The sequence below is a fragment of the Candidatus Nitrospira nitrosa genome (genome assembly GCF_001458735.1).
Lineage (GTDB): Bacteria > Nitrospirota > Nitrospiria > Nitrospirales > Nitrospiraceae > Nitrospira_D > Nitrospira_D nitrosa.
The window spans coordinates 745,054-768,565 of the sequence record NZ_CZQA01000001.1 but is presented as its reverse complement, the minus strand read 5'-3'; the positions used below and the strand labels follow the sequence as shown (position 1 = coordinate 768,565).

24 protein-coding genes are annotated in these 23,512 nt (G+C 55.7%); 16 read left to right on the top strand and 8 right to left on the bottom strand.

Features of this window, described 5'->3' with window-relative positions; translation table 11 throughout:
* Positions 1 to 136: 136 nt before the first annotated feature.
* Positions 137 to 1,084 (bottom strand): glutathione S-transferase family protein, encoded by a 948-nt coding sequence (locus tag COMA1_RS03650; protein ID WP_090743923.1) that lies wholly within the window; start codon positions 1,082 to 1,084, stop codon positions 137 to 139.
* Positions 1,085 to 1,757: 673 nt separating this feature from the next.
* Here COMA1_RS03650 and COMA1_RS21325 point away from each other — a divergent pair.
* Positions 1,758 to 3,017: an SUMF1/EgtB/PvdO family nonheme iron enzyme gene (locus COMA1_RS21325; protein WP_218055296.1), complete on the top strand. Its 1,260-nt coding sequence runs from the start codon at positions 1,758 to 1,760 to the stop codon at positions 3,015 to 3,017.
* 51 nt (positions 3,018 to 3,068) lie between these two features.
* Here the strand turns inward: COMA1_RS21325 and COMA1_RS03640 are convergent, their stop codons facing one another.
* Positions 3,069 to 3,521 (bottom strand): GNAT family N-acetyltransferase, encoded by a 453-nt coding sequence (locus tag COMA1_RS03640; protein WP_090743920.1) that lies wholly within the window; start codon positions 3,519 to 3,521, stop codon positions 3,069 to 3,071.
* A gap of 138 nt (positions 3,522 to 3,659) precedes the next feature.
* Here COMA1_RS03640 and COMA1_RS03635 point away from each other — a divergent pair, with 138 nt between their 5' ends.
* The 3 genes from COMA1_RS03635 to COMA1_RS03625 all read left to right on the top strand — a co-directional run bounded on the left by COMA1_RS03635 (position 3,660) and on the right by COMA1_RS03625 (position 7,046).
* Complete coding sequence (locus COMA1_RS03635; protein ID WP_090743916.1) at positions 3,660 to 4,145, top strand: macro domain-containing protein; 486 nt, start codon at positions 3,660 to 3,662, stop codon at positions 4,143 to 4,145.
* A 61-nt stretch (positions 4,146 to 4,206) separates the two neighbouring features.
* A complete protein-coding gene (locus COMA1_RS03630; RefSeq protein ID WP_090743913.1) occupies positions 4,207 to 5,388 on the top strand; it encodes a M20 metallopeptidase family protein in 1,182 nt (393 codons plus the stop codon).
* A 20-nt stretch (positions 5,389 to 5,408) separates the two neighbouring features.
* Entirely contained in the window at positions 5,409 to 7,046 is a 1,638-nt protein-coding gene (locus COMA1_RS03625; protein ID WP_090743910.1) for a GNAT family N-acetyltransferase, read from the top strand.
* Between the two features lie 247 nt (positions 7,047 to 7,293).
* Here the strand turns inward: COMA1_RS03625 and COMA1_RS03615 are convergent, their stop codons facing one another.
* Entirely contained in the window at positions 7,294 to 7,608 is a 315-nt protein-coding gene (locus COMA1_RS03615; protein WP_090743903.1) for a hypothetical protein, read from the bottom strand.
* A 521-nt stretch (positions 7,609 to 8,129) separates the two neighbouring features.
* Between COMA1_RS03615 and COMA1_RS03610 the strand changes: the two genes are divergently transcribed.
* Positions 8,130 to 8,969, top strand: coding sequence for a CBS domain-containing protein (locus tag COMA1_RS03610; protein ID WP_176697826.1), 840 nt, complete (start codon positions 8,130 to 8,132; stop codon positions 8,967 to 8,969).
* An 11-nt stretch (positions 8,970 to 8,980) separates the two neighbouring features.
* On the opposite strand, the gene COMA1_RS03605 is transcribed toward COMA1_RS03610, so the two are convergent.
* Positions 8,981 to 9,895, bottom strand: coding sequence for an AEC family transporter (locus tag COMA1_RS03605; protein WP_090743896.1), 915 nt, complete (start codon positions 9,893 to 9,895; stop codon positions 8,981 to 8,983).
* 205 nt (positions 9,896 to 10,100) lie between these two features.
* Between COMA1_RS03605 and COMA1_RS03600 the strand changes: the two genes are divergently transcribed.
* Both COMA1_RS03600 and COMA1_RS03595 read left to right on the top strand, forming a co-directional pair.
* Positions 10,101 to 10,382, top strand: a complete 282-nt coding sequence (locus COMA1_RS03600) for a hypothetical protein (protein WP_090743893.1) — start codon at positions 10,101 to 10,103, stop codon at positions 10,380 to 10,382.
* A 94-nt stretch (positions 10,383 to 10,476) separates the two neighbouring features.
* Positions 10,477 to 11,058, top strand: a complete 582-nt coding sequence (locus COMA1_RS03595) for a hypothetical protein (protein WP_090743890.1) — start codon at positions 10,477 to 10,479, stop codon at positions 11,056 to 11,058.
* 169 nt (positions 11,059 to 11,227) lie between these two features.
* On the opposite strand, the gene COMA1_RS03590 is transcribed toward COMA1_RS03595, so the two are convergent.
* Together COMA1_RS03590 and COMA1_RS03580 are read right to left on the bottom strand one after the other, a co-directional pair.
* Positions 11,228 to 11,638: a hypothetical protein gene (locus COMA1_RS03590; protein WP_141654208.1), complete on the bottom strand. Its 411-nt coding sequence runs from the start codon at positions 11,636 to 11,638 to the stop codon at positions 11,228 to 11,230.
* A gap of 469 nt (positions 11,639 to 12,107) precedes the next feature.
* On the bottom strand, positions 12,108 to 12,698 hold the full coding sequence (locus tag COMA1_RS03580; protein WP_245630835.1) for a GNAT family N-acetyltransferase: 591 nt from the start codon (positions 12,696 to 12,698) through the stop codon (positions 12,108 to 12,110).
* A gap of 109 nt (positions 12,699 to 12,807) precedes the next feature.
* Here COMA1_RS03580 and COMA1_RS03575 point away from each other — a divergent pair, with 109 nt between their 5' ends.
* From COMA1_RS03575 to COMA1_RS03550, 7 genes are all read left to right on the top strand, one after another.
* Complete coding sequence (locus tag COMA1_RS03575) at positions 12,808 to 13,518, top strand: CTP synthase C-terminal region-related (seleno)protein (protein WP_090743884.1); 711 nt, start codon at positions 12,808 to 12,810, stop codon at positions 13,516 to 13,518.
* 124 nt (positions 13,519 to 13,642) lie between these two features.
* On the top strand, positions 13,643 to 14,659 hold the full coding sequence (locus COMA1_RS03570; protein WP_141654207.1) for an MBL fold metallo-hydrolase: 1,017 nt from the start codon (positions 13,643 to 13,645) through the stop codon (positions 14,657 to 14,659).
* Positions 14,660 to 14,672: 13 nt separating this feature from the next.
* Positions 14,673 to 15,365: an SAM-dependent methyltransferase gene (locus COMA1_RS03565; RefSeq protein WP_090743878.1), complete on the top strand. Its 693-nt coding sequence runs from the start codon at positions 14,673 to 14,675 to the stop codon at positions 15,363 to 15,365.
* A gap of 86 nt (positions 15,366 to 15,451) precedes the next feature.
* Positions 15,452 to 15,658, top strand: coding sequence for a hypothetical protein (locus COMA1_RS20965; protein ID WP_176697825.1), 207 nt, complete (start codon positions 15,452 to 15,454; stop codon positions 15,656 to 15,658).
* A complete protein-coding gene (locus tag COMA1_RS03560; RefSeq protein WP_090743875.1) occupies positions 15,615 to 16,022 on the top strand; it encodes a cupin domain-containing protein in 408 nt (135 codons plus the stop codon). Before COMA1_RS20965 ends, COMA1_RS03560 begins: the two co-directional genes overlap by 44 nt.
* Before the next feature lie 24 nt (positions 16,023 to 16,046).
* Entirely contained in the window at positions 16,047 to 16,640 is a 594-nt protein-coding gene (locus tag COMA1_RS03555; RefSeq protein WP_090743872.1) for a class I SAM-dependent methyltransferase, read from the top strand.
* 86 nt (positions 16,641 to 16,726) lie between these two features.
* The gene (locus COMA1_RS03550) at positions 16,727 to 17,077 is read left to right on the top strand and encodes a hypothetical protein (protein WP_090743869.1); all 351 of its coding nucleotides are present in this window, start codon (positions 16,727 to 16,729) and stop codon (positions 17,075 to 17,077) included.
* Positions 17,078 to 17,314: 237 nt separating this feature from the next.
* Here COMA1_RS03550 and COMA1_RS03545 read toward each other — a convergent pair whose 3' ends face one another.
* The gene (locus COMA1_RS03545) at positions 17,315 to 17,779 is read right to left on the bottom strand and encodes a hypothetical protein (protein WP_090743866.1); all 465 of its coding nucleotides are present in this window, start codon (positions 17,777 to 17,779) and stop codon (positions 17,315 to 17,317) included.
* Positions 17,780 to 17,955: 176 nt separating this feature from the next.
* Positions 17,956 to 19,461: an aldehyde dehydrogenase family protein gene (locus tag COMA1_RS03540; RefSeq protein ID WP_090743863.1), complete on the bottom strand. Its 1,506-nt coding sequence runs from the start codon at positions 19,459 to 19,461 to the stop codon at positions 17,956 to 17,958.
* A gap of 142 nt (positions 19,462 to 19,603) precedes the next feature.
* Here COMA1_RS03540 and COMA1_RS03535 point away from each other — a divergent pair, with 142 nt between their 5' ends.
* Complete coding sequence (locus COMA1_RS03535; RefSeq protein ID WP_141654206.1) at positions 19,604 to 19,939, top strand: hypothetical protein; 336 nt, start codon at positions 19,604 to 19,606, stop codon at positions 19,937 to 19,939.
* Between the two features lie 521 nt (positions 19,940 to 20,460).
* A complete protein-coding gene (locus COMA1_RS03530) occupies positions 20,461 to 23,238 on the top strand; it encodes a cation-translocating P-type ATPase (RefSeq protein WP_090743858.1) in 2,778 nt (925 codons plus the stop codon).
* The last annotated feature ends 274 nt before the right edge of the window (positions 23,239 to 23,512 follow it).

Genomic DNA, 23,512 nt, shown 5'->3' with positions numbered 1-23,512 from the left:
TTTACCAAGTGAGGCTGAGATAACAGGGGGTGATGGGGAGAATATCCTCAGAGCTGTCTAGTTTATTGCACAGGTAGCCGGCGTTGAGAGCAGCTGATGACTGAAGCGTCGATGCGAATTCCGTGCGACGAGGGAACTAGCCGGATAAACGTTCCCGCCCATGAGCGGAGGTGAGGTCTTGGTCAGGGCCGACTGGGACAATACGAGTCGGATTAATGTCGTCGTGCGTGATGTAGTAGTGCCGCTTGATATGGTCGAAATTCACGGTCTCGGCGATGCCGTCGGTTTGGTACAGGTCTTTGAGATAGCCAAACAGATTCGGGTAGTCCAGGATGCGTCTGATGTTGCACTTGAAATGTCCGTGGTAGACCGCGTCGAACCGAACGAGCGTGACGAACAGGCGCCAGTCGGTCTCCACGAATTCCGGCCCGAAGAGATAGCGGCGCGTGGCGAGGCGTGCATCCAGCTGATCCAGTGCGGCGAATAGTCGCCGGGCCGCTCGTTCGTAGGCTTGTTGTGATGTGGCGAATCCCGCTCGATAGACCCCATCGTTCACGTTTTCGTAAATGAACGTGTTGAGTTCCTCGATCTCTTGCCTCAGTCCATCCGGATACAGGTCGATCGGACTTTCGGTGAATCGGTTGAATTCACCGTTGAAGATTCTCATCAGGTCGTCGTCGGAGTTGGTGACAATGCGTTTGGTGACGGAGTCCCACAGCACCGGAACCGTAAAACGTCCGATATAGCGCGGGTCGGTCGCTTTATAGGCCTCACTCAGAAACGAAAATCCATTGATGGGATCCGGGGAGTGCCCAGGACCTTCACGAAATGCCCACCCTCGCTCATCGCGGATCGGGTCCACGACGGTCATGCCGATCACGGACTCGAGCTGTTTCAGCTTGCGAACGATGATCGTCCGATGGGCCCAGGGGCAGGCCCATGATACATAGAGATGATATCGACCCGCAGCGGCTGGATAGCCTGAACCGCCATCGGCAGTGACCCAGTTGCGGAACGAATCTGCCTGGCGTCGAAATTCTCCCGTAGACGATTGCTCATGTGGAAACTGGGCTTGGACTTCCATACAGAGTTGATCCCTTTCTAAATCAGTATCTCACACTCGCCGATCAATAGCGTCAAGCGGTTCCAATAGGAGTTGTCGCGTTTTGCTACAGCGTTCTCTTCGCGCTGTGGCAATAGGCGACGAAAATGGAGCAGTGCACCAGGAAAATTGGATGATTGGAGGGCACGCCCTGTGCGAGAGGAGGTAAAGAGAGGAAGGATGTACTTGAGCCCAGCGCATCATGCCATGGAGTCACGATTGGTGGGGTATCACGGATCGAATCACCGACCGGCAGAATTGTTTATTCAGGTCATCTGCCGGCTGTCAAGCAAACACCACTGTTCGGACATACAGTGGTGTTGTGACAGATACCGGAACAGTTCTCCGAATGCGATTAGAGCTGTCGGTAGGGGTTCAGGGGAAGAACCGTTCACCTCGTGGATTTCCCACCGAGATCGGAGTCAATTCAACAGAGCCAGTGGAGGTGACAACCCATATGGATGGGACAGGAATGTCGTTCTCTGACCAGTCCGATAGGGATGAATCAGGGAATCAAAAACCAACACCGGTATGGGTATCAATCTTGTAAGAGATGCTCAATGAGCTTGCCTGGCCAGGAATGGCAAGAGATCCTGGTTTGGAGGTGGGGTTGACTCCAGAGGGAGATTACAATCAATCGGGGAGGGGTCTTGCCATGCGCGGAAAAGTGGAGAGGGCAGTCTTGCTGTGCGTATTCCTATGTTGGGGGGTGAGTGGACCATCTGGAGCCGTGTACGCTGCGGGGGCCGGGGATCAGGAGTTTTCCAAGGGGGAGACCTTATTGAAAAGCAAACAGTATGCAGAGGCACGGACGACGTTGGAGGCTGGTATCCAGAAAGATCCGTCGAATATCCAGGCCCATTTCAACCTCGCCGAAGCCTGTCGAGCGCTGGAGTCTTGGATCTGCGCAGAGGAACATTACGAGACCGCCCTGGATCTGGATGCCAAATCCGGGCGGACGACATCCTATTTGCCCAAGACCAAAGCGAAGGTCTGGCGGTTACGGGAGGAAACAACGGCTTGGAGACTCCTGCACGAAGCGAAAGCCTTGGTGGCGGGTGGAAAGATGAAGCAAGCCCAGGAGACGCTCGAAAGCGCACATGAAATGGGCCTGACTACTGAACAGCAGGTCCTCCACCAACAGCTCCAGGCCAAACTTCCACGGTCTCTGTCCGGGGCGAAGAAACAAGTCCCTGCCGGGTCATCCGGAGGAATGGGAGAGGCTGATAACCTCGATCTGCAGATGGTGCTGGTCCCGGCGGGGCCGTTCACCCGGGGTAGTATGCTGGGAGATGATGAAAAGCCGGTGCGGCAGATCTATCTCAATGCGTTCCGGATCGACAAGTATGAAGTGACGGTCGGGCAATACGCCAGGTATTTGGAAGCCACGGAAATGGAGGAGCCTCCGGACTGGAGCGTCATGAATCAACCGCAACATCTGAGACGTCCGGTCGTCAATGTCAGTTGGGAGGATGCGGTCAACTATTGCAAATGGGCCGGTAAGCGTCTGCCGACTGAAGCGGAATGGGAAAAGGCGGCACGGGGAACCGATGGACGGATCTATCCGTGGGGCAATGAAGCTCCGACCAGGCTCCACGCCAATTACGGGCGAAAGGATTGGGATGACCACCTGGCCTTATCCCCGGTCGGATCGTTCGAGGCGGGGAAGAGCCCTTACGGGATCTACGACATGGCCGGGAACGCGTGGGAGTGGGTGTTTGATTGGTATGGGCTCGATACGTATAAGAAAAGTCCGGAGAAGAACCCCATTGGTCCGGCAAAAGGCGATGAGAAGGTCGTACGTGGGGGGTCTTGGTTGTACGTGACGGACTTTCTGCGATCTGCGCATCGGTTCAATGCCCAACCGATGAACCGGCAGTTCGGCTATGGGTTTCGGTGCGCAAAGACGCCATAGGCTCGAGGCAAGAGGGTCCGTGGTCTTCGAATGAATCCATAGGAGAGGCGCTCAGCGATATTTCGCGAAGCAAATGAGATCGAGATGATCGTAGTGATCGGGGAGGATGGTCTCGGCCTTGTACCCCAGGTTCAGAAAGAACTGAATATTACGAGCTGTTCGCAACATCGTGCAGGCGTAGAGCTTATGGGCATTGGTCACGACCTGCTCGATCTCGCGTATCAGGGCTTTGCCCACTCCTTGGTGCTGATGGCCGGGATTCACAGAAAGCAGGCGGATGACGCACACGCCGGCCACGGTCCAGAATCGTACGGAGCCGACGATGGTTTGGTCTTCAACGGCCACAAAGATCTGTTTTTCCCTGGCGTCCGCTTTGAGGCTCTCAAGGGTTTCCGTCGTCCACCCGCTCACGGTCTGGACCGAAGCATATTCGCCGAAGGCGGACTGTTGTACGCGGAGGATCGCAGGAAAATCTTCTTCGGTTGCCGGCCGGATGTGCACCATGGGTGGCCTCTGGTTAAGGGACAATGTTCGACGTTCATAACGGAATGAGATGGGATTCGCAAGGGTGAGCAAATCAGGGGGGAACAGTGCAACGAAGAGCGGTATGCCGCTCCAACCAATACTTCAACAGGAGTGTCTATGCTGAAAGAAGTCACGGGGGATATTTTACGGACAACCGCTGAAATGGTCGCGCATGGGGTGGCTCCGAACGACAACTATGCCAACGGGTTAGCCTTGAGCCTGCGACAGCAGTGGCCTGCGATGTACAAAGATTTCAGGCATTACTGCCAAACATTTACACCGAAGACCGGTGACTTGTGGACTTGGGCCGGTGTGGGTGGGGTACGAATCGTGAGTCTCTTTACACAGGAGGCTGCTCCCGGTCATGGAGCGAAGCCGGGAAAAGCCACAATCGAAAACGTCAACCACTGTCTCAAGGCCCTTGCCAAGTTGGTTGAAAGCGAGAAGGTTAAAAGTGTTGCCCTACCTCGCTTGGCGACCGGTGTCGGTGGACTCGATTGGAAGGACGTCAAGCCGTTGATCGAGAAACATCTCGGCCATTTGTCTGTTCCTGTCTATGTGTATGCGGTCTATCAGCCGGGTGCGCAGGCCAAGGAAGTCTGATGGTGTCTTGGCCAGGTGAAGTCTTCTGACCGTCTGGGCTTTGTGCGCGGAGGGGGCTCCTATGGCATTGGTTGCTCCAGAGCTCTATGACAAATTAGTCACAGTGCGGCGAGAGCTTCATCGATATCCTGAGCTGAGTGGGCAGGAAGCTCGGACGGCCACAGTCATCAGCAGGTTTCTCCACGAGCTTGGCATTCATCACCGCACGAACGTCGCGGGCCATGGAGTCGTCGCCGACATTCACGGGAGATCCGGAGTGCCTTGTGTGGTGTTGCGGGCCGATACGGATGCGCTTCCCATTCAAGAAGAAACCGGTCTCGAATTCGCGTCGGCGCATAACGGCATCATGCATGCGTGTGGCCATGACGGGCATACCACCATGTTGCTTGGTGCCGCGGCGTTGCTTTCCCAGGAGAAGGGCTTGGCGGCACCGGTGCGGTTGATTTTTCAACCGGCTGAAGAAAAAGGAATCGGTGCGATCGCCATGATCCAGGAGGGCGCACTTAGTGGAGCAGGCCTGGTCTTCGGCGGACATCTGGATCGGCATTACCGCCCCGGCACCATCGTGGTGAGTGAGGGGCCGGTCAATGCATCGTCGGATAATTTTGCCATTGAGATCATCGGGCAGGGAGCACATGGAGCCAGACCACATGAAAGCATTGATGCGGTCGTGGTGGGGAGCCTTATGATCATGGCGTTACAGACGATCGTCTCACGTGAGGTCGATCCGGCCCGGCCCTCGGTTGTGTCGGTCGGTCAATTTCATGCCGGGACCGCACCAAACGTGATCGCGGGGCAGGCCAAGTTGGAAGGAACGGTGCGGGCGCAAGATCCGGCTGTCCGCAGACAGTTGCTCAGCTCCGTACGTCGTATTGCTGAATCGATCGCGCAATTACACGGGGCGAAAATCCATGTCACGGTAACCGAAGGCACACCACCTCTTGTGAACGATGCGGTAATGGCGGGCCTCGCGCGGCAAGCCGCAATCGAGGCAGTGGGGGAAGCGAATGTGTTGCCGCTGAAGACAGCCAATATGGGGGCGGAAGATTTCAGCTACTATCTGGAAAAGATTCCAGGAGCGTACGTCCGATTCGGCAGCCAAGTTCCTGGTCGAGAAGGCTATCCGGCCCATTCCAGCAAGTTTGACTTTGATGAAGAAGCGCTGGCGGTAGGGGCAGTCTATTATCGGGCGATCGCCAGAATTGCCGGCCAGCAGCTTCGTCAACACTCGACCTCCTCCTGATCCACTGCAAAGGGGCGCTCATGATCAGGGTTCGAGAGGCCCGTGAAGAGGATGTGGGGCAGATCCGCGAAATTTTTCTCGCGGTCTACGGAACAGAGTATCCACATCGAGAACTGTATGACGAACTCTGGCTGAAGCGTTCGGTCTTCACGGACGATGCATTGATTCTTGTCGCCGAAGACACGGAGGCCGGGCGTGTGGTCGGCACGGCGTCCGTCCTGTTCGATTTCGGGGCGCATTCCGATCTCGTGGGAGAGTTCGGCCGTCTTGCCGTGCATCCCGACTATCGCCGAATGCAGGTGGGGAAGCTGCTTATGGACAAGCGGCTTGAGGCCATCAAGAACCGTCTGCATGTGGGACTTGTCGTCGCACGCACGATCCATCCCTATGCACAACGCATCAGCCTTGCACAGGGATTTCTTGCCACGGGCTTTCTCCCGCTCAAGCATTTCTTTCGTCATCGCGAGAGCTTCGCCTTGTTGGCCAGGTACTTTGGTGATGCCCTCACCTTGCGTCGCAATAATCCGCGCATCATCCCCGAGGCCTATGCCTTGGCCGATCTCGTGATGAGCCAACCACCGTTTACACCGGATTTCATTGTGGATGAAGACTCTGCTTCCTATCCGACAGGCGGTGACTACCGGCTTGAACAGTTGCAAGCCGAGGGCTATCCGGCTTTGCTACGGATTGAACGAGGCCGAGTCAGGAATCGTGAGATCTTTGGGCCCATGCGGTTGGACTACGGCTTCTTCAAGCTGCAAGCCCGCCAGACCAACTATTTTCTGGCTCGCTCCGGCACTCACGTCGTGGGAGCAGTCGGCTACACGATGGACCAGGTTGAGCACACCGTGCGGGTATTCGAGCTCATTGCATTGGCTGATGATGTGGTGCGCTTTCTCCTGGGCGAACTTGAGCGGAAGTGTCGGGAGGAGATGGGCATTGAGTATATTGAAATCGATGTCAGCGCCTATGCGCCGCGCATGCAGCGAACGTTGCTGGAGTTAAATTTTCTTCCGGTCGCCTATGTGCCCGCCATGGTGTTCTATCAAGTTGAACGGCTCGACATCGTGAAAATGGTGCGGTTGAATAAGCTCCAAGACTTGGGGCCGCTCGGTCTGACCGAGCCCGTTCAAGCCGTGGCCGATGTCGTGATGCGCGGATTTTCGACGTGCGTGATTGCGCCTCGCATGGCGCGGGCGATCAAGGAAGTTCCGTTGTTTCATGGAATGAATACCGAACAGGCGACCAGGTTGGCCGGCGTGTGCACGGTGAAAAGCATGCGAAGCGGTGAGCGACTCTTTGCCGAGCGCGACCCAAACGACCGGCTCTATGTCGTACTTCAGGGGCAGGTTGCCATCAGCGGCGGACCGTCTCCGGCTGTCATCGGCACCATCCACACCGGTGAGACTTGCGGCGAAGTCTCTCTCCTGTCGGCCAGACCTCACTCTGCCACGGCTATAGCAGTGAGTGAGATCGAGGTCGCCGAACTCCCTCGACGAGATCTAGAAGACCTCATTCGACGTCGTCCCGATATCGGTGTGATTATCTACCGCAACCTAGCCGTCGGACTTGGAGGCAAGCTTCTGCGCTCCGGCGAGTGGAAGCGGGATCAGGAGAGGAGTGAAGCCGAGAGCGTATTGCCATTTGTTCGACGTTGAATGGACGGTGAGGACACGTTCCTTGGAGAGGTGTCCGTCACGCAGCCGCATCCCCATATTGACGGAGTTTGGAACCGCCCGATCCCTTTCGCCGCAAGGGGACTTGCTGATTTCGGTGGATGACCTCATCGACGATCATTCCACAGTTGACACAACGCCAAGCATGAACCTCCGAGGACGAACCAGTTTGTACGACGACACTATCATCATAGACTGCGAGCCCATTGCAGCGTTGGCAATTCATCATTCACCTCCCGATCGTGTTCCGAGTTCCATTCGGGGAACTGCTTGTGGAATTCGAGGAGTAGCAGCATGATTGCGCCTGCTGCACACGTGCCGCTTGCAGCATGGCGATCCCGTCTTGGAGGCCCAGCAAGTATCGCTCACGAATTTCCGGAGAGCAGAGCCGATAGTCTTCGATGTGGTCTCGCCTCATCACGGCATCTCGAAGCCCATCCGCTTCGGCTTGCCAGCCATCCGCCTCTAGTTCAGTAGGAGCCTGTCTCGACCGTTGTCGACACCATTCAATTCGCACAGTGATAGGGGGCATCAGCTGTCCCATGTGTTTGGTCTTAAGAGTGCAAGTCCTTTGTCTCAAAGCCATATGGAGCAAGTTAAATGCCATAAGGGACACAGACGGAGAAGCAGGTTGGACTGCTTCTAGAAATTGATAGATTCGTACGTAAATTTAACAGGTTATGTCTATGGGACCTGTTCAAGAGGCTAGGCTGGAAGGATCTCACGGAAGCTGTTCCAAGTGAAGGAGGTGAAGGCAAGTGAATCTAGTATTTCACCGTAACATGAGGAGTCGCCTCGAAACGGTCCATCCTTTCTTCGAGAGGCTTCAAACGGACAGACATCCTTTTCAAAAGATGGTCCTTCCCTGTTCATGGAGCACTGAACGGAGCATGGGTCATGGGTTTGCCAGGGTGACTCCTCCTTCCGAAGGATGCGGAGATGCTCTTACTGATCAAGCGCGTATTCCTTCATACTCTGATCAGTAATCGGATATAGTCGTCATCAGGGATTCCTGACAAAGATTGTCATGGAGCGAACAACCTTATCATGAGACAAGGAGCCGAGATGGGTGAGCATAGGGGTGGGTCTGTTAAGGAGTTTATGCATCGCTACCTGGAGGTCGTCTCACAGAAGGCGACGGTTATGGCTGTGGCTGAACGAATGGGCATCAAGCGGGTCGGCTGTCTCTTGGTCGAGTCGGAAGATCCCACCCGAGGGCCGATCGGCATTCTGACGGAGACGGATCTCGTACGAAAAGTTCTGGCTGCGGGATTAGACCCCATGGTGGCGACGGCGAATCAGGTGATGGTCAGTCCGATTGTGACGATCACGGGGGACCGAACCATGTTGGATGCCAGCCATCTGATGCAAACCAATCATATCCGTCACCTCTGTGTGGTGGAAGCTGGAGAGATTGTCGGGATCATCTCCGTGCGGGACTTGGTACGATCGTTTGTGGATGTGGAAAGCGGCCCGGTGAGCGAGCTTGACCAGGTCTACCGTCCGTTGAGCATCCTGATGGCAACGACACTTGCGACGATTCCGAGTGATGCGTCTCTTCTCACTGCGGCTCAGTTGATGCACGAGAAGCGGCTCGGGTCCTTGTTGACCATTGAGGCAGGCGAGATCGTCGGCATTGTGACCGAGTGCGACCTGATCCGGAAAGGACTTGCGGTCAATCGTACGGCAGCGCACACACACGTCAGTGCGGTGATGAGCTCGCCTCTGCTCAGCATCGATGTCAATCGCACGGTCCGTGACGCCAGTAAGATGATGGCCGAGCAGGGGGTGCGACACTTGACCGTGACGGAAAGTGGGAAGATCGTTGGGGTGCTCTCTGTGCGGGATCTCGTGAAAATGGTCTCCGTTCGGGATCGACCCAGGTTTCTCAGCAAGCCGTCATAGGAAGTAGGAGCTCATCCCAACAGCATCACGGCCAGTCGAGGGAGCCAGGGGAGCATCAGCACGCCGAGGCAAATGGAAAGGGCGACGATCGAGGCCACCAGTTCCTCATCAATATGCGTTTCAGCGGCAATGATCAGCGCGCTGACCGCCGAGGGCATCGCGGCGATCAGGAGCACGACTGCTCGTTCCACTCCGATCAGACCTAATATCCACACGGCGATCGCTCCGAGCAGCAGCCCGCCACCGATCCGTGTCGCCACACCCAATGTGGCCAGACGCGCCGTTCGCCGGATCGTGGAGAAACTGATTGAGAGGCCGAGCACCAGACTGGCAAGCGGCGTCGTGGTGACGTGCAATGGCTTGAGTAGTTCAAGAAGCCAGAGAGGTAGATGGTGCCCTGACAATTTGACGGTGAGAATGCAAACCAGAGCCCATAAAGGTGGTGATGACAGGAAACGGATTGCAGCGGATCTCCGAGCGGCACTCTGCGTGCTGTGCCACACCGCGAGACCATAGAGAACGGTGAGGGTCAGCGTCGTTTGACCGAGGTCGAAGAGCACGGCGTATGTCAGACCCTCTTCGCCGAATGTGGCCAGAATAACGGGGAAGGCAAAATACACAGAATTAATGGAGCTCGTGGCCAAGACAAACCCGCCTTGCGTCTCACGCGGAAGCGAGAGGAACCGGGCGAGATGCCAGGAGCTGAAAACCATCGGGAGTGTAATAAGGCAGGCAGCCAACGGGAGCTTCCAGGCTGTCGAGGTCAGGGCGACGGAATCAAGCGAGACCAGAATCGTTGCCGGTAGACTGACGGAGAACACCAAGGTGGCCAACCGTTCGGCATGCGCTTTCGTCAAGATGCCACGGGATCGGAGCAAGATTCCGATGACAAAGGTTACGATGAAGACCTGAAGAGACAGAGGCATAGCGTTCGGCGAACGAGCAGGGCATGATGCCCTGCTCCCTGTGAGAGATGCAACGTATACGTGGGTGGGTATTTCAGAAAGCTTGCTTCTTTAGCACGTTAGACTTAGAAGAAGGGAACAGAAGAGGAACCAGAGACGGAATATAGATCTTGGTACCACGCTCGTGCGAATGTAATGGTTCATCTACTCCACCAATACACCTGATATGGCAACCAAGCTAGATCGTTCCGTACGTCTGTCCAAAGCCGCGATTGATACCCTGTGGCAGGGCAATGTGGTCGGAGCGATCAATATCGTGCGCAAGGAGCGGGGTATCGGTGTAGCGGAAGCAAAGGAACTGGTGGTCACGTACATTGGTACACAGCCGGCGCTTAAGAAGAAGGTCGATCAGGTGCTCACAACGGCCAAACGGAGATTCATCGGATGGATGGTGGGGGTGTTGGTTGTGGCGGCCGGCATCGCGTATTTCGTGATCTGGGGTTTGTGACTATGTGGGTATGTCTAGCAGTCCTATCATGAAACCAACACTTCCAAACGCGACATGCGGTAATGAGAGGGTGGGATGTTCTCATGGAGGCAACATGACATGTGCACGCAGTGCATGGCCCTTGCTTGTGTTGAGTATGATCGTCTTCTGTGCGCTCGCACCGGTTTTGGTGTGGGCGAAGGTACAGGTGTTGCCGGAGACGGTGCTGCTCGTGGAAGGCAAGAAGATCAGTGGACAGAACAGTTTGCTGCATCATCCGGTAGTAACAGGGGTCGTCGCAGCATTTGAGCGGGCAGAATCAGGGTTACAACAAGAAGCGCTTGATATGCTCATGCAGTTTTATGCTCCGTCTTACGACTACCACGGGTTGAAACAAGCCGACGTTCGGCGGGTTTGGAGCGAAGTGTTCGAGCATTACAAGGCCCTCGAGTCGCTCCATTTGTTTTCTGACATCAAGGTGCTGAAGGTGGATGGAAAACTACGAGTTGAGGTGACCTGCACCGGAGGGCTGTATGGCACCGATGAACAGAGTGGAAAGCGAGTGACCCTCGACAGTTGGTTCCGCGAGGTCCACTATTTGGTTAAGGACGGTGAGAACTGGCGATTTCTGGGCAATGCGGGAGAAGTGCCGGCTGCCGCTCCCTTTGCGTCGGCTCCACACCACCCGCTGTTCTAACAGGATGCTGAAAAAGTCCGCCAGCGGCGTTCTCGCATCGCTCAGAGGACTCAACGTACCGCAGCGTACGCCTCGCCTCTTCGCTCGCTACGGCCTTGCTGGACAGCCTTTGAGCATCCTGAGTTCTTGCGGCGTGAATGCCGCACAGAACATTCTTCTATGCGAGAGACTACGTCTGTCGCAGCCGAACGATGATGGTGGGCATGATAGCAAAAAACAGGAGAGCCGCGTAGTAGGCGGTGCCTGATACCGGATCTCGGTTCAGGAACACCTCTTTCGCAGACATGCCTCGCAGCCACATTCCCACGGCCAAGTCAGCAAGCAACACGAGTCCCATAGCGATGAAGCCAATGGGCAGTGCCGTAGACTGCCGACCATCAAGCTTGTGACGAACTATCCACCTCGCTGCGGCTACAATCACGGTGAGCATCAGCGGCATTTCCATCAGCTCGGCAGCTCTCTCACCGAGTAGTGGAACAACGAGAAGAACCCGTCCGATTCCCAGTACGAATCCGGATCCAAACACTAGAAGAAAGTAGAGAACTGCCGCTTGCAAGATTTGCATGGGCCAGTTAGCCATTTTAACGCCCTAAAGAACGCGATAACCAAGAATTCAGAAAGCGATAGCATTCAAAGAATGCGATTCGTGTACCTCAATAAACCACCTTGGCTTCATACGGTAGAAATCCTTTCGCACATGCTGCTTCAGACTGCGCTTTGAATCCAGTATGTAGACACCATCAGCATCCCGAACAAAGACCACCCAATGCCAGAAGGCGTGATTTTTTACGCGATGCCACTTGATTGCTAAGAGTGCGCGATCCGGGAGCGTTTCCCAGGAATGGAACGGCATTTCTCTTGTTGATGCGCGAAGCCGATATTGCTTTAGGAGTCGACGCACATGAGCGGTCTCTGACCACAAGCGATTATCTGTGACAGAGATGCCCATCCGATTGGCCACACACTTGGCTGCGGTATAGCTCACCCCGCCAGCACCGCCACACTCGCAATGCCGCAACCAGTTTTCGCAAGTTGAATCACCGGCTTCATCATAGGTTCAGCTTCAACTTCCGTCCGCCCGAGATAGTAAACCCGTTCCGTTGATAGAAACTCAGAGAGCGATCGAATTGCGGCAGAGGGGGTGTTGTGACTTCAAGGCGTTTCCAGCCTCGTTGTTGACCGATCGCCTTGGCTTCGGTGAGCAGGGCTGATCCGATCCCCTGGGAACGGTATGCCGATCGGACATAGAATTCCGGGATCGTGCCATACACACCTTCTGTGTAGAGGGCATAGCTTTCATAGAGAGCAAGGAACCCGATCGGCTGGTCGTCCACCCGTGCAAGCAACACCATGTACAAGCCCTTCGTCATCCATGACTCGGCTCGATCTACGGTGCGGGCATGATCAAACCCAAAGGCCTTGTCTTGCACAGCAGCCATGATTTCGTTCAAGAGTTCGCCTACCATGGTGGCAATGATCTCTACATCCTGAATTTCAGCGCAGGCAATATGGATTGTCATAGGGGCCTCCCGTGTCACGCTACTATTCGTCTTGTGCCCCGTCAATGACGAATCGGAACTGCTGATGAGCAGATTATCTCTTCCAGTATTCCATTCTGATACGGTGAGATCATTCAGCATGGATCTCTCGTCAATGTTTTGGGAACCTCGCGAGCGCCTAGACTTTCTCGCTTACATTGCAGATAGTACTTCTGTGTCCTGGACAGACAGTCCTATCAGGTGAACCGCTATGCGACGATTGATCGCTGTACTTGGTGAATACAGACCTTCCTATCAGCCGCACCAGGCGACCGATGCGGCGATTGAGCATTCTCGAAGCGTCCTGGGAGCGGATATCGCCGCCGATTGGGTATCAACCGCAGAGATCGAGCCACAGCTCTTTGAGCGGTATTCCGGCATCTTGGTTGCCCCGGGTAGCCCATACAAGAACATGGAGAAGACCCTCTGGGCGATTCGCTATGCGAGGGAACATCGAGTTCCCTGTTTAGGCACGTGCGGCGGATTCCAACATCTCGTGATCGAATACGCCCGCAATGTCCTGGGATTCACGGATGCGCACCATGCCGAATATGATCCCTCTGCCTCGAATCTCTTTATTTCCCGGCTTGCCTGTTCATTGGTGGGCCGTGAGATGACGTTGAGTCTCGTCCCTGTGTCTCAGGCAGCTGGGATCTATGGTGCGACATCGGTGCAGGAACACTACTATTGCAACTTCGGGGTGAATCCCGAGTCTGTTTCTCTTTTGAAACAGGGGCCGCTCAAGGTATCCGGATCAGACTCGGAAGGGGAAGTTCGTGTTGTCGAATACCCTGGTCACCCCTTCTTCATCGGGACGCTCTTTGTCCCTCAGCAACGTTCCACACCAGCAAGACCACATCCTCTTGTGACGGCCTTCCTGGAATGCAAAGATGTCTCGGCCAAGAATACAGCGGAGCAGTGAAATTCGTTCGCACGCATACATGCCCCCCGTCTTTGTAGAAGGCGCGGTCCTGTCGTGCGGAGCAGCTATTCCTTGGCTGACGCCTACAGGGGCACGCACGGTCTAATAGCAGGTGACATTCAAGTTGACCATAGCTGTCGTCATCGCTGCTTCCAGCGTGACCGGTTGCATGGATCGAATTGCAGAACCTGGCGATGTGTTCGGCGACGTGCACCGAGGAGAAACCTACAGTCCTGCGTCACACATGATCGATGACTGGTATGCGGTCGAAGCGATCGATGCACAGACCTTTGCCATCAACGAACCGAAATCTTCTCAGTACAACACATCGTACCTCCTCGTCGGAGAGACCCGAGCGCTCATGTTCGATGCGGGCAGCGGCGAACGGCCGGCCGGTTCTCGATCCATGCGCAAAGTGGCAGAGCGGTACACAGGTGACAAACCGATCTCGCTGATCCTCTCCCATTTCCACTACGACCATATCTACGATGCCGCTGTGTTCGACGGTGTGATCCTCATCGACCGCCCGGACATCCGTGGCGCCATCAAAGACGGGACCTACACGATTGGCCCATTGGAGTCGCACGGGACGGATTGGCGACCGCTCAAGGTCGCGCATCTCGTTGAGGATGGGGAGGTCCTCGATCTTGGAGGCCGGAGGGTTGAGGTCTTCAACTTGCCGGGGCATACCACGGAATCGGTCGTGCTGTTCGATCAGCGTCGCAATCAGGTCTTCACCGGCGATTTCGTGTATCGACATCTGGGCGGCATCATCGCCTTTGCATCGGGATCCGACCTGACGGCGTACAAGGAGAACAGCACGCGGCTGTTACACCTCACCAATTCCGACACGCGGTTCTTCGGCGCACATGGCATCCCACGGTTCAATCGTGACTGGGTAGCTCTACTCGATCACGAACTGGACGAGATCATCAAGGGAACAGCCACGTATCGGTACGCGGCCCATTATCTCGCTCCGGGCATCCCGTGGCGTGTCTACCAGAATGGTGATCTGTACATTTATACGACACCTCTGGTCGATCCCTCGGTCTTCTGGTCCAAATGGGCGCTGCTGCTGGTCGTTACCATAAGCATTCTGTTGCTGTACCTGCTGTATCGAATCGTGATGCCTCGTTCCTAGACGGTAGACACCCATGGCCATGGAATTAGATCAGGTGGTTCCATTCGGTCGTTCACTCAATGAATATCAGGCGATGTTTTCCTTGTCCTCCGATGATCTGGACAAAAAGATCATCGGTGTGGCGGACGGCCCGGCTAGTTTCAATGCCGAGATGCAGGTCCTGGGGAAGCGCGTGCTGTCTGTTGATCCGTTGTATGCGTTCTCAGCCGCTGAGATTGAGCAACGGTTCTATGCGGTTGTCGATGGAATCATACGGCAGATTACGGAGACTCCGAACGATTGGGTCTGGACGTTCCACCAGTCACCCGAGCAACTGCGAGAGCGTCGCATTCAGGTACTCACGCGATTTCTCACCGACTACGAACAAGGGAAAGCCGACGGTCGTTATGTCACCGGCGAGCTTCCCCGACTGAATTGTTCTGACGCACAGTTTGAGCTTGCCCTTTGTTCACATTTTCTATTCTTATATTCGGATCACTTTTCCTACGAGTTTCACCGTGCCGCTGTCTTTGAGATGTTGCGCGTCGCGAAAGAAGTCCGCGTCTTTCCCCTGCTTACTCTCGCGTTGAAGCCGTCTCCCTATCTCTCGCCGCTTTTGGAGGATCTGACACGCAATGGCTACCACCGTGAAATCCGAACCGTGCCTTACGAGCTCCAACGCGGTGGAAACAAGATGCTGTGCATTAAACGGATAGGGCTCATGTAGCGGCTGGATATCGTTCCTCCGAACAGTGTTCTCGTAAACCATGCCAGCAATCTAGACTTGTGTGAGCACATCGAAGAGAGTAGTTTGTGTTGTCGGTGCAGAGTCTGGCTGTCCTCGATACGGTGAGCTTCTTACCCCCACATAGGCAGCGGCTACCCGCACAGACGACGTTCACTCCCAAACCCTATGAGATGGATGTGAGTGGACTGTTCAGCAACCTGCATCCACTTCGCAGCTTGGAGTTCATCAATGTCGAAATCAACGACACCGTACTGGAATCCGCTACGCTCTGAAAATCGAGAACGGTGGACACCTATCCATGGTCTGGAAGGGATGGCGGAGGAACTGACGCTGAGTATCGACCCCACAAGCGGCGAGTACACCAGGCTGACACGCTTTCTCCCTGGCGCCGACACGTCACAGTTTGGCGGGAAAACCCATCCCTACCCGGAGGAGGTGTTCATTGTGAGCGGACGTCTGTATGACGACGCCTTTGGTCTCTGGCTGGAAGCAGGCCATTACGCAAGCCGCCCTCCTGGCGAGCAGCATGGTCCATTCAAGACGGATGTGGGATGTGTGGTGTTGGAACTCTCTTTCCCGAATCGCGCGATTGAGGGTCATGGCATCGAACCGGAGGACTCTCAGTCTCACCCATGATTCTTTATTGGAGGAAGTAGCCGTATGATCGATGTCGGCCGTTTCTACGAAATGCAGGCCCTGCGGTATCTTGACGATCGAGACCGATCCCGTGTCGGAGTGGAGCTTATTGAGCGTTGGGCACGATCGCTACCGTTTGGTACTCCCATCGTCGAAATCGCCTGCGGCGGAGGGTATCCTATTACTCAGGTTCTCGTGGACTCTGGGCTCGCGGTATGGGCGATCGATACATCGCCCACATTGCTGAGACAATTTCGATTACGCTTTCCCACGATTCCCACGCAATGCGCGTCGGCTCTGGACAGTACCTACTTTGGGCGAACATTCGAGGCCGTTATCTCGATCGGTCTCCTGTCTTTTCTTCACGAGGACGAGCAGCTAGCCCTCCTTGATCGAGTATCAGAGATCCTCGAGCCGGGAGGACGTTTCCTCTTCACGGCGCCTATTGAAATGGGAGCCTGGCGGGATGTTGCCACAGGTCTCGAATGTTGGTCGCTCGGGCGAATCGGGTACACGCGTGCGCTTGAACGTCTAGGCTTTCGGATGATCCGCACGCATGTCGATGAGGGCGAAAACAATTACTATGATGCCGAAAAGATCGGTCGAGCGGTGTGGTGAGACGAAGCCTATATGGCGTGTGAGAGTAGGTTCCCTATATAGGGTTTCCAGGCTGAACCAAATCGTTCACTCGTGATGGAAACGGTATGAATTTTGAGGATCTGTCCGACACAGACATTCTCGAGATCGCAACTCCGATCATGGATCATCTGATGGAGGCTTCTACCCGAATTGATTACGAGGCGCACGTCAGGGATTTCAGTGATCGGATGAAGAAGATCGTGACCAAAGAGTATCTCCGGAAGGTCTGTGAGCAATATCAGGCGGAGAAGGGATTCTTCGCGGAACGTCAGCCGGTCGCCGTATTCAAGCGGCCGGATTCGGCAGCGATCATTTGGAAACAACGCTTTACCAAAGCCAAAGGCGAGTTTGTGGCGGAGATGGTATTGGTGCACCAGAACGGACGATACCTCTGTGATCATGCGATGGTGTTTTAAAGAGGGAAACGCGTCGCTTATGCTGTGGGGCTCAACTGTTTGATCACCCCGACGTACCATAAGCGGTGTGCAAACGTAACATGATGCTCATTTTTGAGCGATGGGATATCTTTTCCTGCTGCTATCCAAAGATGGAATTCGTGCTGAACTCGGCTTTGCACAAAACGACGTGGCTCCCGGTCTGAAATGCTCTCCAGGTCCTAGGGATTCTGAAGGGTAAAGAAAGGTTTAGCTCTGTTATTGGAATCGTTCAAGCTCCTGGATAAGCCCCTCAGGCGGATTGGGAGACTCCCACGGATGGTTTGTGAACGAGACAAAAATGAGAGCATCAATCTGCTCACCTCCGACAAGTGTTTCCGGTAAAAGCGATCCGCTGTTCCTCGAATTTCGTGCACAGGGTCCTTGATCGATCACCGTCAGTCCGCCAGACTCGTCCTCCACACGTATCTTATGAGCGGGAGCAAAACCGCACTTGATCCAGTTCGGGACCTGAGTAATGGATTGCACGACGCCTCGGATTCGTACGATTCGGAACTGATAGTGTCTTGGGTCAGACAGAATCGCTTGAATAGATGTCACGGCATACGAGTGCAGGGAAGGTGGTCGGGAGCGAAGAATGACTTGTGCTGGACTGACGTTTGCCGTTGCGTTGAACAGCAGAAACATCAGCACAGGGAGGGTGTACCGCGTCAGGGTGAGCATATCTCAAGTATAGCGCAGCCAAATCGCGCGCGATCTTGCGACTGGGGTCTATGGCCCTGATCAGGATCCTTGGTCGAGCGTCACTGCCTACCACAAACAAAAGGAACTATCGCGCGCCACACCGTAGCGTGATGATCTTGTCCTCCGGAAGCGCCAACAGCTCAGACTACTCTTCTTCACAACCGCACGGTGACGGCTTTCACCTCGGTGTAGAGTTCCAGCGCGTCGTGGCCCATTTCTCGCCCCCAGCCCGATTGTTTGTAGCCGCCGAACGGCAAGGCCGCGTCGAGGATGTTGTAACAGTTGATCCAGACCGTGCCGGCCCGTAGCTCCGCCGCGATACGGTGGGCCTTGCTGATGTCCCGGGTCCACACCGCTGCTGCTAGGCCATAAATAGAGTTGTTTGCCGCGGGCAGCACCTCCTCGATATCCGTGAACGGCATGGCACAGACGACCGGTCCAAAGATCTCCTCCTGCATGACCTTCATATCTTGCTTCGTATCCACGAGAACGGTCGGCTCTACAAAGTAGCCCTTGTTCCCGAGTTTGCGTCCGCCCACCACAGCCGTTGCTCCTTGCGAAAATCCAGACTCCAGATAGCTGAGCACGCGCCGTTGTTGCTCATCTGAGACGAGGGGGCCCATTTGAGTCGTGGGATCCATTCCCGGCCCGACTTTGATCTTCTTTGCGTCGGCTGCCACTCCTTCGACGACTTTGTCGAAGATGCCCTTTTCGATGAACAAACGGGAGCCCGCACAGCAACATTGGCCATGGTTGAAAAAAATCGCGCTCGCCACTCCCGGGATGCAGGATTCCACGTCGGCATCCTTGCACACGATGTTCGGCGATTTCCCTCCTAACTCCAATGACACTTTCTTGAGGTTTCCTGCCGCGGCGCCAAGAATGAGCTTCCCCACCTCCGTGGAGCCGGTGAAGGCCACTTTGTCGACATCCGGATGTGCGGCGAGTGCCGCACCGGCGGTCTCGCCGAATCCCGGCACGATGTTGACGACGCCGTCCGGGAAGCCCGCTTCACAGATCAGTTCGCCTAATCGCAATGCCGACAGTGGCGTCTGTTCAGCCGGTTTCAAGACCACGGTACAGCCGGCAGCCAGGGCCGGCCCTAGTTTCCACGCCGCCATCAGCAGCGGGAAATTCCAGGGGATGACCTGCGCCACCACTCCCACTGGTTCGCGGAGGGTGTAGGACAGGTACTGAGCTCCGGGAGTGTAGGGGACTGAGATGGGAATCGTATTCCCTTCGATCTTGGTCGCCCAACCGGCCATATACCGAAACAGGTCCACGGCAAGCGGGACGTCAGCTACCCGTGCGACGCCGATCGGCTTTCCGTTGTCCAGTGACTCGAGTTGGGCGAATTCTTCGGCATGGGCTTCGAGCAAGTCGGCCAGTTTCCAGATCAGCCGTCCACGTTCAGAGGCGGTGAGCTTTCGCCAGGGACCGCTCTCGAACGCCGTTCTCGCTGCCGTGACGGCGTGATCCACATCGGCACGATCGCCTTCGGCCACGTGGGCAAGCATGTCGCCGGTGGCGGGGTTATAGGTGGCAAATGTTTTTCCTGACGCAGCGTCGCGCCATCGACCGCCGATCAGTAGCTTGCGAGGTGTACGGACAAAGGATTGAACGTGTTCGTGTAAAGGGATCTGTGCAGTGACGGTAGTCATGATTGCCCTCCGTTTTCGATCTCCTCCTTGAGGATGCGGTATAGGGGGATGGGTCGCTTACAACCACATTATATAGGATGTCCCCCGGGGATAATCGAGAGGCAGGTTATTCAGAAGCCTCACCGAATATCGGGTGGAAATCATGGAGACGGGAAGAAGTCTTTTCTGGTACACTCCCCCAACTATGGCGAACGAAATTCAATGGGATGCTGAGCTTCCCAAGAAGGCTTTGGAAGCGCTGTTGCAGGGAGACCGCAATAAAGCGATCGAACAGGTTCAGCTTGAGCGAAACCTCAACCGAGAAGATGCTCGGGAAGTGGTGGCGTCGTTCATCCTCTCTCAGCCGTCGATGATGGCGAGTATGAGACAGGTGGAGAGCCGAGCAGGAACCCATTGGGGGCTCCTGCGCTGGTTTATCCTGCTCCAAGCGATTGCAGTCGCGATCGGATACTTCCTCTTTTTCCGAGATCAATGGTAGGCACCCAGCCGCGCGCCTCATTGTGATCGGACCTTCACACCTTGCCGGGTAGTCTGTTCCCGACTGTGAGGTGTGTCCTTCTGTCCGGACTCCATCAGGAGCCTTAATCGTGAGCATTCCGGGATTCGTCTTTGCCGATCTCGCCTATCGACAGGGAGGACGCCGAGCACCGTCAGCTCTACCTATGCGCGTACAGTCCTGTGGTCGATCGTCATGATGAACATTGGGTTAATGGGGATCATATACCGAGCCGAACGACGACTCATGCTGATCGAGCCGGATAGCTTGTGAACGATTATCGTCTACGTCTTAGGTCTCAGGCTCCTCTTTAACGGGTAACAAGAAGCCCCTCAGCCACTCCTCACCGTCCCTCACCTCAGATATGTTGCATTTGGCTACCATGCTGCTCTGCTCACGTAGCATTACGCCACAAGGCCCTGCCTAAAAATGCATCATGGGGGGGGCACTCCATTTGGCATGCACCCTGCTGGGAAGTGCCTTAGGAAAGGAATGTGACTCGTATGGAAAAGGGATTGCAGGCATCGAGTGAAAACACCGGGAGGAAAGCTTGGTATGCCGGGCCTGCACAAGCCCTGGCGGATGAACTCCGGACAGACCTCAATAGTGGCCTGCCTGTCGATGACGCGGCACGCCGCCGAGCGCAGGAAGGTCCCAACGAACTACCCGAAGCCGAACCTCCCTCGCTGTTGAAACTTTTTCTCTCGCAATTCACGAGCCTCATCGTATGGGTGCTGATCGGGGCGGCCATTGTCTCTGGGCTATTAGAAGACTGGATCGATACAGCGGCGATTCTCGCCATCGTGTTTTTTAATGGGGTGCTGGGGTTTGTGCAGGAATTCCGAGCCGAGCGATCGCTGGCAGCCCTGCGTAAGATGTCAGTGTCCATGGCCCGTGTTATCCGCGACGGGGCACTGCAGTCCATCCCGGCCAGAGAACTGGTGAGGGGAGACCTGGTTGCCCTTGAGGCCGGAGACCGGATTCCAGCCGATGCGCGTTTGATTTACACGACGAATTTCCAAGCGCAAGAAGCCTCACTCACCGGCGAGTCGACACCGGTGCAGAAACAGGCAGAGTGGTTTGAGGAAGCCGAGGTCCCGTTGGCCGATCAGCGCAATATGGTCTTCATGGGTACCGTGGCCGTCTCCGGTAAGGCTCATGGACTGGTGGTGGCGACCGGCGTGGGTACGGAACTTGGTCGGATCGCCGCTTTGATTCAGAAGGCCGCCGAGGCGGAGCGTGCCGAAACTCCGTTGCAGCGCCGATTGGAACAATTCGGTTCGACACTCCTGTGGCTTGCGCTCGGCGTTGTTACCATCGTATTCATGCTCGGCTTTCTCCGGGGAGAACCGTTGGTGGAGATGTTTCTCATTTCGGTCAGTCTGGCAGTAGCGGCTGTACCTGAGGGTCTGCCTGCGGTCGTGACGGTCACATTGGCGGTGGGCGTCATGCGGATGGCTAAGCGACATGCGCTGATTCGAAAACTTCCCGCCGTCGAGACACTCGGTTCTGCCACGGTGATCTGCACCGACAAGACCGGTACGTTGACGAAAAATGAGATGACGGTGACGAAATTGGTTGTCGGCAGCGAAACCTTCGAGGTAACCGGCGAGGGGTATGAGCCGGTGGGTGAAATCAAAGAACACAGTTCCGAGGCACGAGTGCTGAACACTCAGTCATCGGATCGATCAGGACACCCATCACCCAGCACCCAGCAATCAGCACTTCCCCCTGGTCTGCGCGATCTTCTGACCGCTGCGGTGTTGTGTAATAGCGCGACATTGCAACAAGAGAAGGGGATCTGGCGGATCATCGGCGACCCGACCGAGGGGGCGTTGCTCGTGGCGGCCGCGAAGGTCGGTCTCACCAAGGCCGAATTGGAAGGCCAAGCGCCACGGGAGAGGGAAATTCCGTTTGATGCCGAGCGGAAGATGATGACGATTGTCCGCCGAACGGAGCAAGGCTGCAAGGTGTACAGCAAAGGAGCGCCTGATGTCTTACTAAAGCGCTGTGCCACACATATGACGCCAGAAGGACGGATCGAGGTGCTTGATGCAGAACATCGGCGACAGATTAACGACGCCAATGCGTCGTTGGCGCAGCAAGCCCTCCGGGTCCTGGGCGTCGCCTATAGACCTCTTGGCCGCCAGGTACATGCTGATGAAGAAGTCGAGTGCGACCTGATTTTTCTCGGGCTCCTCGCGATGAAAGATCCATTGCGGTCTGAAGCGACAGAGGCAGTCCGTCTCTGCCGGCAAGCCGGCATCAGAACCGCCATGATCACCGGTGATCACAAGGAGACCGCGGTCGCGATCGCTCGTGAGCTGGGCTTGCAACGCAATGACGACATGGCCTTGTCCGGTGCTGAGCTTGATGGTCTCACCGACGAGCAATTGATGCAGCAGGTCGAGCGTGTGACGGTGTACGCCCGGGTATCTGCCGAGCATAAGCTCCGGGTGGTGCAGGCCTGGAAGCGAAACGGGGCGATTGTCGCCATGACCGGTGATGGAGTCAATGACGCGCCGGCGATTAAGGCCTCGGATATCGGTGTGGCGATGGGTCTTGCCGGCACCGATGTGACCAAAGAAGCCTCGGACATGGTCGTGACGGACGACAATTTTGCCTCGATCGCCGCCGCGGTCGAGGAGGGGCGGGGTATCTTCGACAACATCAGGAAGACGGTACATTTTCTTTTGTCGTGCAATATGAGCGAGGTGCTCGTCATGCTGTTTGCGACCCTGTTCGGCCTGCCGCTTCCGCTCCTGCCGATTCACATTCTGTGGATGAACCTCGTGACGGACGGTTTCCCAGCTCTCGCCCTGGCGGTCGATCCGAAAGCGCCGGATCTGATGCAGCAGCCGCCGCGGCAGACCGAGGCACGCCTCCTGGATGGTGGCAGGTTGTGGGCTATCGCCGGAGAAGGGCTACTGTTGGCGGGTATCGCTCTGAGCGCCTTCTCGCTGAGTTTGTTTATCTGGCAGCAGCCGATTGACCAGGCTCGAACAGTGACGTTTACCGTGATGGTCGCTGCTCAGTTAGTGCATGCCTTTAATTGTCGGAGCGATCGCTGGTCGCTGTTCAAGGTGGGGGTGACGAGCAACCGTGCCCTCATCTGGGCAGTGCTGGTTTCTCTGGCTCTACAAGTCGGCATTTTGACCATTCCGATCCTGGAGCCTATCTTCAAAGTCGCCCCCTTACCTATTGAGGATTGGGCGCTGATGGTGGTCATCGGGCTGCTCCCGCTGGCCGTCGTTGAAGGGGTCAAGTGGGTTCGACGGTAAATGGCATGGAGGGTCATCCGTCGTCAGGGCGTAAAAGAGTCGCGATTTTGTAGTGCTGACGAGGTTGTGGAGGTTTACGATTGTAAAGACCCTCGGTCAATATTTTTGGCGTAAGGGTCGTGACAACCCATCCGTAGTATTGTTGCCTCTTTCTAGCCAAGTGAAAAGAAGGGTTTCCGGTTTTGTGCGGAAAGCAGTGTGTCGAGTCGTAGCAATATCGGATTCCGAATCACTCTTTCTAATTCAAAAGGGGGGAGGGATTGCAGAAAACTGA

Excerpts from the sequence above, each read along its gene's own strand:
- COMA1_RS03580 (WP_245630835.1), bottom strand. The coding sequence starts at position 12,698 with ATGCTGAATGATCTCACCGTATCAGAATGGAATACTGGAAGAGATAAT.
- COMA1_RS03615 (WP_090743903.1), bottom strand. The coding sequence starts at position 7,608 with ATGGGACAGCTGATGCCCCCTATCACTGTGCGAATTGAATGGTGTCGA.
- COMA1_RS03610 (WP_176697826.1), top strand. The coding sequence starts at position 8,130 with ATGGGTGAGCATAGGGGTGGGTCTGTTAAGGAGTTTATGCATCGCTAC.
- COMA1_RS03630 (WP_090743913.1), top strand. The coding sequence starts at position 4,207 with ATGGCATTGGTTGCTCCAGAGCTCTATGACAAATTAGTCACAGTGCGG.
- COMA1_RS03605 (WP_090743896.1), bottom strand. The coding sequence starts at position 9,895 with ATGCCTCTGTCTCTTCAGGTCTTCATCGTAACCTTTGTCATCGGAATC.
- COMA1_RS03560 (WP_090743875.1), top strand. The coding sequence starts at position 15,615 with ATGTCGAAATCAACGACACCGTACTGGAATCCGCTACGCTCTGAAAAT.
- COMA1_RS03555 (WP_090743872.1), top strand. The coding sequence starts at position 16,047 with ATGATCGATGTCGGCCGTTTCTACGAAATGCAGGCCCTGCGGTATCTT.
- COMA1_RS03640 (WP_090743920.1), bottom strand. The coding sequence starts at position 3,521 with ATGGTGCACATCCGGCCGGCAACCGAAGAAGATTTTCCTGCGATCCTC.
- COMA1_RS03575 (WP_090743884.1), top strand. The coding sequence starts at position 12,808 with ATGCGACGATTGATCGCTGTACTTGGTGAATACAGACCTTCCTATCAG.
- COMA1_RS03600 (WP_090743893.1), top strand. The coding sequence starts at position 10,101 with ATGGCAACCAAGCTAGATCGTTCCGTACGTCTGTCCAAAGCCGCGATT.
- COMA1_RS03625 (WP_090743910.1), top strand. The coding sequence starts at position 5,409 with ATGATCAGGGTTCGAGAGGCCCGTGAAGAGGATGTGGGGCAGATCCGC.
- COMA1_RS03565 (WP_090743878.1), top strand. The coding sequence starts at position 14,673 with ATGGCCATGGAATTAGATCAGGTGGTTCCATTCGGTCGTTCACTCAAT.
- COMA1_RS03590 (WP_141654208.1), bottom strand. The coding sequence starts at position 11,638 with ATGGCTAACTGGCCCATGCAAATCTTGCAAGCGGCAGTTCTCTACTTT.
- COMA1_RS03530 (WP_090743858.1), top strand. The coding sequence starts at position 20,461 with ATGGAAAAGGGATTGCAGGCATCGAGTGAAAACACCGGGAGGAAAGCT.
- COMA1_RS03595 (WP_090743890.1), top strand. The coding sequence starts at position 10,477 with ATGACATGTGCACGCAGTGCATGGCCCTTGCTTGTGTTGAGTATGATC.
- COMA1_RS03535 (WP_141654206.1), top strand. The coding sequence starts at position 19,604 with ATGGAGACGGGAAGAAGTCTTTTCTGGTACACTCCCCCAACTATGGCG.
- COMA1_RS03550 (WP_090743869.1), top strand. The coding sequence starts at position 16,727 with ATGAATTTTGAGGATCTGTCCGACACAGACATTCTCGAGATCGCAACT.
- COMA1_RS21325 (WP_218055296.1), top strand. The coding sequence starts at position 1,758 with ATGCGCGGAAAAGTGGAGAGGGCAGTCTTGCTGTGCGTATTCCTATGT.
- COMA1_RS03545 (WP_090743866.1), bottom strand. The coding sequence starts at position 17,779 with ATGCTCACCCTGACGCGGTACACCCTCCCTGTGCTGATGTTTCTGCTG.
- COMA1_RS03635 (WP_090743916.1), top strand. The coding sequence starts at position 3,660 with ATGCTGAAAGAAGTCACGGGGGATATTTTACGGACAACCGCTGAAATG.
- COMA1_RS03540 (WP_090743863.1), bottom strand. The coding sequence starts at position 19,461 with ATGACTACCGTCACTGCACAGATCCCTTTACACGAACACGTTCAATCC.
- COMA1_RS03650 (WP_090743923.1), bottom strand. The coding sequence starts at position 1,084 with ATGGAAGTCCAAGCCCAGTTTCCACATGAGCAATCGTCTACGGGAGAA.